This window comes from Novacetimonas hansenii JCM 7643 (assembly GCF_000964405.1).
Lineage (GTDB): Bacteria > Pseudomonadota > Alphaproteobacteria > Acetobacterales > Acetobacteraceae > Novacetimonas > Novacetimonas hansenii.
In genome coordinates this window covers 1-8,350 of the sequence record NZ_BANE01000299.1, presented here as the reverse complement: position 1 = coordinate 8,350, position 8,350 = coordinate 1, and the positions used below count along the sequence as shown (strand labels likewise).

6 protein-coding genes are annotated in these 8,350 nt (G+C 54.4%); all 6 read right to left on the bottom strand.

The annotated features are described in order from the left end of the window. Window positions 1-136: 136 nt before the first annotated feature. Genes B7G66_RS15445 through B7G66_RS15420 form a run of 6 tightly spaced genes read right to left on the bottom strand, consistent with a single transcriptional unit; the run spans window position 137 to window position 8,038 of the window. Entirely contained in the window at window positions 137-3,208 is a 3,072-nt protein-coding gene (locus B7G66_RS15445; protein ID WP_003620411.1) for a type I restriction endonuclease subunit R, read from the bottom strand. Next, the gene (locus B7G66_RS15440) at window positions 3,205-4,167 is read right to left on the bottom strand and encodes a GIY-YIG nuclease family protein (RefSeq protein ID WP_003620409.1); all 963 of its coding nucleotides are present in this window, start codon (window positions 4,165-4,167) and stop codon (window positions 3,205-3,207) included. Before B7G66_RS15440 ends, B7G66_RS15445 begins: the two co-directional genes overlap by 4 nt. Next, window positions 4,164-5,534 (bottom strand): restriction endonuclease subunit S, encoded by a 1,371-nt coding sequence (locus B7G66_RS15435; RefSeq protein ID WP_040510859.1) that lies wholly within the window; start codon window positions 5,532-5,534, stop codon window positions 4,164-4,166. Before B7G66_RS15435 ends, B7G66_RS15440 begins: the two co-directional genes overlap by 4 nt. After that, window positions 5,531-7,480, bottom strand: a complete 1,950-nt coding sequence (locus B7G66_RS15430) for a type I restriction-modification system subunit M (protein WP_239016144.1) — start codon at window positions 7,478-7,480, stop codon at window positions 5,531-5,533. The genes B7G66_RS15435 and B7G66_RS15430 overlap by 4 nt, the downstream gene beginning before the upstream one ends. Beyond that, window positions 7,413-7,811 carry a type II toxin-antitoxin system death-on-curing family toxin gene (locus B7G66_RS15425; RefSeq protein ID WP_003620406.1) on the bottom strand — a complete coding sequence of 133 codons (399 nt, stop codon included), beginning with the start codon at window positions 7,809-7,811 and terminating at the stop codon, window positions 7,413-7,415. Before B7G66_RS15425 ends, B7G66_RS15430 begins: the two co-directional genes overlap by 68 nt. Continuing rightward, window positions 7,811-8,038 (bottom strand): AbrB/MazE/SpoVT family DNA-binding domain-containing protein, encoded by a 228-nt coding sequence (locus tag B7G66_RS15420; RefSeq protein ID WP_003620405.1) that lies wholly within the window; start codon window positions 8,036-8,038, stop codon window positions 7,811-7,813. Before B7G66_RS15420 ends, B7G66_RS15425 begins: the two co-directional genes overlap by 1 nt. Window positions 8,039-8,350: the final 312 nt, after the last annotated feature.

Below are 8,350 nucleotides of genomic sequence, written 5' to 3'. Positions count from 1 at the left end.
AAGCTTCACCAAAAACTTTTATGATTTCAGGATGTTATCGCGCCTGACTTTTCAAACAGTCCCTTAACGATCACTCCGGGTCTCTTGCCGCGTTGGCCTGTGCGTGTCGTGCCTTACCTGAATGGGGTAACACGCTTTATTTCTGCATCGCTTCCCATAACCCGCCCTGTTTCACGATGGCGGCAATAACGGCACGCAACAGCGCACTATCGTTCAGCATCTGTTTGCCCATCTTTTCATGTGCTTCCATCAGTTCGATGGTCGCATTCAGTCCTTCTTCGTGAAGATCTGGTGAGTTGGCGAACTGGTCCTTGGTGTTGGCCTTTGCCTGTTCCCGCAATTTTTCTGATTCCGCCAGCTTGGTTTCCAGCCCGGTGACAAACGCCACCTTGTCACCATCCGTCAGATCACCTTCGAACAGGTCATTGATTGCCTCAATAACGTGGGAGAGCTGAACCTTCACCTTATCCTGCGGTTGTCCCGAACCGGCTTCTTTTATGGGCTCCAGCCCGTCACCGGCTTCGTTCTTCAGCCCAAGCTTCTGCCTGCCCAGATCCTTCATCCGGTGATGCGTCAGACGCAGGGTCGTCGTGTCAATGGTCTCTCGCTCACGGTCGAACTTCAGCAAAGGCCAGAGCATTTTTGCGAACAGGTACAGCTTTTCATAATCCGGATTGCCATAGTTCAGCATCTGGCTGAAGAACTCATACATCCGCACGTAAGATGCCAGATCGCTTCGGAACTGAACCAATCCGTCAATGCGTTCCTTTGCCTCCTTCCGTTCCTGTACGCCTTCCGGTTCGGCCTGAACGATTTTCCGGGCATCACGATACCGGTCCAGCACACGGGAACTGACCGGCACAATCGCCGCATCAAGCTGCTGCTGTGACGCTTTCGGATTGATAAGGATATGAGCCACCCGGTCCACTTCAGGTTGATCATATAACCCGGCATCATCCAGCTTGTGACGCAGGTTCACCACGCAGTTCGGGTCACTCAGGTCCGTCAGCTCGGCCTTTGTGTAATATTGCTGGAACGCCTTGAGGATGTCTTCGGGATCGTTTTCGAAGTCGACAACAAAGGTCATGTCCTTGCCCGGATAGCAGCGGTTCAAGCGCGAAAGCGTCTGAACAGCCTGAATCCCGCTAAGCTTACGATCCACATACATGCCGCACAGCAATGGCTGATCGAAACCCGTTTGGAACTTGTTCGCCACGATCAGAATCCGCCATGGATCTTCGGCAAAGACTTCCCTCAGGTCGCGCCCTTTGAGGGCCGGGTTGATATTGCTTTCCGTAAAGGGCTCCGGACCACTTTCCAGATCCTCCACTTCGCCCGAGAATGCTGCGAGAAGCCCGAATGGATAATGCTTTTCCTTAACATAGCGATCCATAGCCAGTTTCCAGCGCACGGCCTCCTTGCGGCTGGCCGTCACGACCATGGCGCGCGCCTTGCCACCAAGAAGAGGCTGCACATTCTGTCGGAAATGCTCCACCACGATCTGTACACGCGCGGAGATGTTGGTGGGATGCAGGCGCACCCACTTCATCAGCGCTTTCTTCGCTTCCGAAGCCTCGACTTCCGTGTCATCCAGAATCTGCCCATTCTGGCTCAGGCGAAACGCCTGTTTCCAGGACACATAATTCTGCAACACATCAAGGATGAAGCCTTCCTCGATAGCCTGCCGCATGGAATAGACATGGAACGCCCCAGGCTTGTTGTGCTCGCCCTTGGGCTGATCCGGATGCGGCACACGCCCAAACAGTTCCAGCGTTTTGGCCTTTGGCGTGGCCGTGAAAGCAATGAAGGAAATGCCTGCGTCTGCCGCAGTCCTTTGCGACATTTCCGATGTCATCACGTCTTCCGTGCTGATCTCCCCACCGTCTGCAAGCTCCGCCAGTTCACCGGCTGAAAGAGCTGCCTTGAGTTTGCTGGCTGATGTCCCGGTCTGCGAGGAGTGAGCCTCATCAGCAATTACGGCGAAATGTTTGCCCTCGGTCGCCGCAAGCTGACGGATTTCCTTCAGAGCGAACGGAAAGGTCTGGATCGTGCAGATGATGATTTTCTTGCCGGTATGCAGGGCCGCCGCAAGTTCCTGGCTCTTGCTGCCGCCGTTGCCGGAGATTGACGCCACCACGCCACGCGTGCGCTCAAAGCTTTCAATGGTTTCCGAAAGCTGCCGGTCCAGAACAGTGCGGTCCGACACCACGATGACCGTATCAAACAGCTTGTGATTATGAACGTCATGCAGGTCGGACAGGAAATGCGCCGTCCACGCGATGGAGTTCGTTTTGCCCGATCCTGCGGAATGCTGGATCAGGTAACGCTGTCCCGGCCCTTCCTCCAGAATAGTGGAGACCAACAGCCGTGTGGCGGCAAGCTGGTGATAGCGCGGAAAGATCCAGCCCGAGATCTTCCCCTTTTTCTTCACCGCAATGACGTAGCGGCCCAGAATATCCAGCCATGAGTCCGGCTGCCAGACCTCGCGCCACAGATATGCCGTGGTATCGGGATTGCCCGCCCCACCATGATTCCCCTGATTGAACGGCAGAAAGCGGCTGTGTGCGCCATCCAGATGGGTGCACATCCTCACATCACTGTTGCTGACAGCAAAATGCACGACCGCACTACCAGGTACTGAAAGCAGCGGCTCCGCAGGCTTGCCGGGCGGTTTCGGCAGGCGGTCGGTGCAATACTGTTCCACCGCGTCCTGCACCGACTGTGTGTAGTTCGATTTCAGCTCCGCCGTGGCCACCGGAATGCCGTTCAGAAACAGCACCAGATCCAGTTCATTGCCGTTGCTGGCCGAATAGCGCACCTGCCGCACCACGCGCAGGCGATTGGCGTCATAGCGATGACGCAGATGCGGATTCATTGTCAGGGCCGGACGGAACTGACAGATTTTCAGCGTCTTCGTCAGGCCGATAATGTCCAGCCCGTCCCGCAGCACAACCAGCGTGCCCCGTATGTTCAGCGCATCCCGCACCCGCTGGCACAACACGGCGCCCGCAGAGCCACCATGCGTTTTTTCCAGCGTCTCCCACGCCTCGGGCTCGCATTCTCGCACCCACGCCAGCAGGTCTTCGGGGAACAGCGCCAGTCCCACGTCATATCGGGCCGCCGAAACCTCATCATAAAGCCAGCCGGAGCGCGCGAGGTCATCGCAGATTTCGGTTTCCAGATGGTGCTCTTTGTGGAGGTCTGTCATGTGCTAGCGTCTTTTTCTGTTACTGCATCAAGCTGACGGGCCTGCCAGTCCCGGAACGAAACCTCCGGGTTGCTTTCCAGCTTCCATGCGGCAGGACCACTCACGGAATGGCCGAAAACAACTGCGGCGGCCGCGCTTGGGCTTCTGAACGCATAATCTTTGGTAAACACCCGATGTGTTCCCGCCATTTGCAGAATACCCGACCGCACCAGTTCATCGTGCAACGGTCTGTAGGAACCAGCCTGCACACTGTCCTGCCTTTGCCACTCACTCCGTGCCTGCGACCCGGCCTCGACAATAAATTCGCCGTCCTGAAAAACCGCTTTCGCCGTCAGATCAATGCGGGGTTTGTTCAGAATAAAACGAGCGGTCTGCGTTATCGCATGATCCGTGTCCGTTTCCGCCGCCTCAAAAGTCGGAACGGGGCGCGATGATCCCGCCGGACGGCTGCGTTGAATGAACATGTCCACCCGGATGGCCGGCAGCACCACCATCAGGCTGCCAAGAAACGCCTCCATCTTGGCAATATCCGCCTCCGTCAGTCCCGGCAGGGAGGGCGCGTTGCCGTTATGCAGCGGCGTATGCCCGATCTCCCGCGCCATGACGATCAGCCGCGCTTCCAGATACTTCACATGCGCCTTGTTCAGCCGGTTCGCGCTGGCTGAAACCAGAACAGCGGTTTCCCACCAGTCCTTGTCGCTCGCCGCCGCGTGCTGTTTCAGCCTGACGCCAAGATCCTCAGCCTCCCCGATATAGGCAAAGTCCTGCCCCTCCTTCTCACCCAGCAGCAGATAAACCCCGGCATAACCCGCTTCTTCCCGCTTCAGCGCTTCGGTCAGGCGCGTGCGGGGCGTGACGAACACATGCCCCGTCCAGTTGAACAGTTCGGCGGTGATCATTCCGTCCGGATGACCGTCTATGTAGAAAAGCTCCAGAGAGCGGCCTTTGGTGTCGATCATGCTGCGAGGGCCTTGCTCTGGGCGCGAACGTCGATCTTGCCGGTGACAGCGGCGGAGATGAGGGCGGCACGGCGTTCTTTGAGAAGGGTGATTGCTATTGCGCTTTGTTGTATAGAGCAGTCGAATTCTTCAGAGCTTATTTTTAAATAGTTCAGTATATTATTCTGCTCATATATAGGTGGATAAATCACAATTAAATCAGAAATATTTTTCGTGTTGAGTCCTGATAAAATTGCTCCCCGCTTCGAAGCGTTTATCTGGCTTTCGATGTAGTTAGCTTCATGAAGCAGGGTAGCGAGAAATTCTGGATAAACTTTACTTTTATCAACACGAATTCTAATCGTGTCTGAGTCGGCAATTCCGGGGTATGGTAATTTGGATACAAGTCGTGCATTTCCAAGGCTTCCTTTCCGCGTAAGTACCAAGTCGCCACCATTTAAAGAATATCGCCTCAAATCGTTATATCGATCTGTACTAATCCACCGATGACCGAGCCCAAAATCGCCGGAAATTGTATTTTCCTGCCCGTATACCTTATATCCAGTTGGCTCTGAATTTATGTCCAAGAGCATGCCTCCGAATGGTCCCATTTGAATGCCATCGTAACATTGGACTAAATATTTCAGACGGCTAACCTCCCACCCTTCCGGCACCATCCCGATCCATGGGATGCCTGAGTCCTTCATGGGGGCGTTGGGGTTCAGGCCTTTTGTGACGGCGTGGGAGATGACGGCCTGCCGCTTTTCCGCAAGGAGGGCAATCAGCCGTTCCTGTTCGGCAATCAGGGCGTCAATCTTCCCGCACTCACGGTCCAGAAAGCTGGCTATTGCCTGCTGTTCGGGAAAGGCGGGAAGAGGAAAGGAGAAATTTTCAAATACGTTTTGGTATAAATGGTTGATTGTTGATCCGTGTGAATGCAAATCAATGAAAATTTTGAAGATATTTGATTCCAAAACCCATTTCATAAAATTATTTGAATATGAATTAATAGGGCGCAAAAGAAAAATTCCGCTATTCAGGCATGCAGGCTTATCTAACTCTTTCACGATAGATAATTTTCCGATGGTGCCATCCTTTGTTATTAAAAGATCTCCATTTTTTAAATGTATAAAAGGATCGTCATCGTAACGTTTTTTATCTACTTGATAGCAACTCTGCCACTGAATGTTAGAGTCGCGAAAATCGCTTCCTGTTACTAGATAAGCATATGAATCTTCTTCAAATTCATCAGACGTTAACCCCTTCCAACCTACTCTGGCTTTAAGATAACTATTTCGCTTTATGGAGGAGATACTCCATTCTTTCGGAATATCCCCAATCCATTCAACCCCACTGTCCTTATAAGCCGGATACTTCGGAAAGCTCATGCCGAAAGCTCCCCAAGCATTGCCATGATTTTCGTAGTCACCTCTTTCAGATCCGCATCAATCTCCGCAAGCGGGCGCGGTGGCTCGAACACATAAAAATACCGGTTGAACGGAATTTCGTAGCCGATCTTTATCTTGTCCTCATCAATCCACGCATCCGGGGCATGGGGCAGGACTTCGCGTTTGAAATAAGCGTGAATATCCTCGTTCAGCGGCACGTTTTCCGTATCGCGCAGGCTGCTATCGGGCATGGGCTTGCCCTTCGCCTTGCCGCGCTGGCCGAGGACGATCTTGCCGTCCCCGTCGCGTTGCGGACGCTCCACGGTGATGGTCTGATAACCGAAATCCTCGTTATTGAAGATGCGGCTGAGCGGCGCGAGCCGGACCTTGCCGCCTTCTGGCGCTTCTGGTGGCGCTTCGCCCTGCATCACGACTGCGCGTGTCTGCGTGCCGTCTGTGGCGGTGATGGTGGCAAGTTGCGCTTCCTGCGCATCCCGGAACAGGCGGGTGACGAGGGTGATGTCGTCCTCCCCCATTTCCTTGCGCTTGGAGCCGAGGCTTTTTCGCATTTTTCGCCAGAAGGAGGAGGCGTCGATCAGTTGCACCTTGCCCTTGCGGTTTTGCGGCTTCCGGTTGGTCAGCACCCAGACATAGGTGGCGATGCCGGTGTTGAAGAACATATCGGTCGGTAATGCGATGATGGCTTCGACCAGATCTTCTTCCAGCACAAAGCGCCGGATTTCGGACTCGCCAGACCCCGCAGCCCCCGTGAACAGGGGGGAGCCGTTCAGGACAATCCCGAAACGTGCGCCCCCATCTTTGGTAAGACGCATCTTGTGAACAAGATGCAGCAGGAACAGCATGGAACCGTCGGAGATACGCGGCAGGCCAGGGCCGAAGCGTCCGTCATAACCCTGCTTTTCGTGCTCGGCCCGGACGGCTTTTTCGACCTTCTTCCATTCCACGCCAAAAGGCGGATTGGAAAGCATGTAATCGAATTTATGGTCCGCCAGTTCATCATCGGAGAGCGTGTTGCCAAGGCGGATATTGCTGACATCCTGATTACGGATCAGCATGTCAGCCTTGCAGATGGCATAAGATTCCGGGTTCAGTTCCTGCCCGAACATGGTCAGGCGGGCATCCGGATTGTGGTCGAGCAGGAACTCTTCCGCGACAGAAAGCATGCCGCCGGTGCCCGCGGTGGGGTCATAGATGGTGCGGACCGCAGCATTCCCGGGGGTCAGCAGGCTGTCATCCTCAGCAAAGATCAGGTTCACCATCAGTTTGATGACTTCGCGCGGGGTGAAATGCTCACCAGCGGTCTCGTTGGAGGCTTCCGAGAACTTGCGGATCAGTTCTTCGAACACCTGCCCCATCCGGTGGTTATCAACGGCCTTATCGCTGAGGTCGAAGCTGATGAATTTTTCAAGCACCAGATAGAGGAGATTGGCTTTGGCCAGCCGGTCTGTCTGTTCGGTGAAGCGGAAATGGTCGAAGATGTCACGGGCGGCGGGGGAGAAGGCGTTGATATAGGCGGACAGGTTCTCGGCCAGGTTATCCGGATCATCCAGCACGCCTTTCAGCGTGAAGTCAGACGTGTTTACGAACCGCAAACCAGCGGCTTTCTCCATAAAAGGCATTGGGTCGATCCCTTTGCGCTCCCACTTTTCCTTTTCCTTCAGCACTTTGTCACGGGTCGGGGCCAGCACGGCATCAAGGCGGCGCAGAACGGTAAAGGGCAGGATAACCCGGCCGTATTCGGCTGGCTTGAAATCGCCACGCAGGAGATCGGCGACCTGCCAGATCATGGAAGATAGGGAGGCAGTATTGGGTGTCGTGCTCATGAGAAAATCTGGTCCGATGTCGAAAATATATGAATTACTGATTTTGAAAATGTTGCCGAAGCCACGCCGCAAACGCATCTTCCGCCATTGCGCCAGATGCAAGAGCCACCATCGCCTCGACGGCATCCGGGGCGCTGACCTGCACACGGGTTCCATTCAACCGAAGGAAAAGGATGCAACAGCTCCAGGCTGTTCGCTTGTTGGCGTCATTGAAGGAATGATTACGCGCAATACCATAAGCATAGGCAGCTGCCAGGGGAGCGGCGTCCAGTGCCGGTACTTCAGTAGAGTGCCAGCAGTTTTCGGCGCGGGCTAACGTATTGTGCAGCATGTCCTCGTTTCTGAGGCCATGGGTCCCGCCATATTCCTTCAGGGCCTGATCGTGCATGAACAGCACCACGTCAGGTTCCAGAAACTCAGGCAGATCCGGCATCAGCGCTTGGCCAGTTCCTGAAGAACGTCAGCCTGCTCACGCAGCGTCTCACGCGCCATTTGCATCTGGCGTTCAAGCTTGAGATTGCGCTTCACCAGCTTGATTCCGTCGACCATTTCGACCAGCGTAAGTTCCTGTCCGACTTCCAGACCAAGGCGGATACGTGTTTCCGCCGGAAGAGTAACGCCGACAGAATTGCCCTGTTTGCGCACGACGACCGTTTCCATGGCCTCATCTCCGTATTACGTTTTGTAATACATAGCAGGACTTATTTGGGAGCGGCAAGAAAAATCGAGTTGTCACTACGTCAGCTATTGCACTTACCCACCAAAAGCCCGGACCTTTCGTTTTCTCCCATAACTGCCTGTCTGCTTTATGGATTGCGGCAGACGGGGGGGGGGGCATGCCTCTGGGCCGTATTTTTCGATCACCGGCGGTCGTGGCGGTGGTGTTCAGGGCCTTATGGCGTGTCGTCAGTTAAGCCCTGAAAGCTTGTTTGAAAACAACTCATTGATAAAAAATAAGAAAAGTTTTTGGGT

Coding starts and splice junctions, on each gene's coding strand:
- B7G66_RS15445 (WP_003620411.1), bottom strand. CDS start 3,208: ATGACAGACCTCCACAAAGAGCACCATCTGGAAACCGAAATCTGCGAT.
- B7G66_RS15440 (WP_003620409.1), bottom strand. CDS start 4,167: ATGATCGACACCAAAGGCCGCTCTCTGGAGCTTTTCTACATAGACGGT.
- B7G66_RS15435 (WP_040510859.1), bottom strand. CDS start 5,534: ATGAGCTTTCCGAAGTATCCGGCTTATAAGGACAGTGGGGTTGAATGG.
- B7G66_RS15425 (WP_003620406.1), bottom strand. CDS start 7,811: ATGCCGGATCTGCCTGAGTTTCTGGAACCTGACGTGGTGCTGTTCATG.
- B7G66_RS15420 (WP_003620405.1), bottom strand. CDS start 8,038: ATGGAAACGGTCGTCGTGCGCAAACAGGGCAATTCTGTCGGCGTTACT.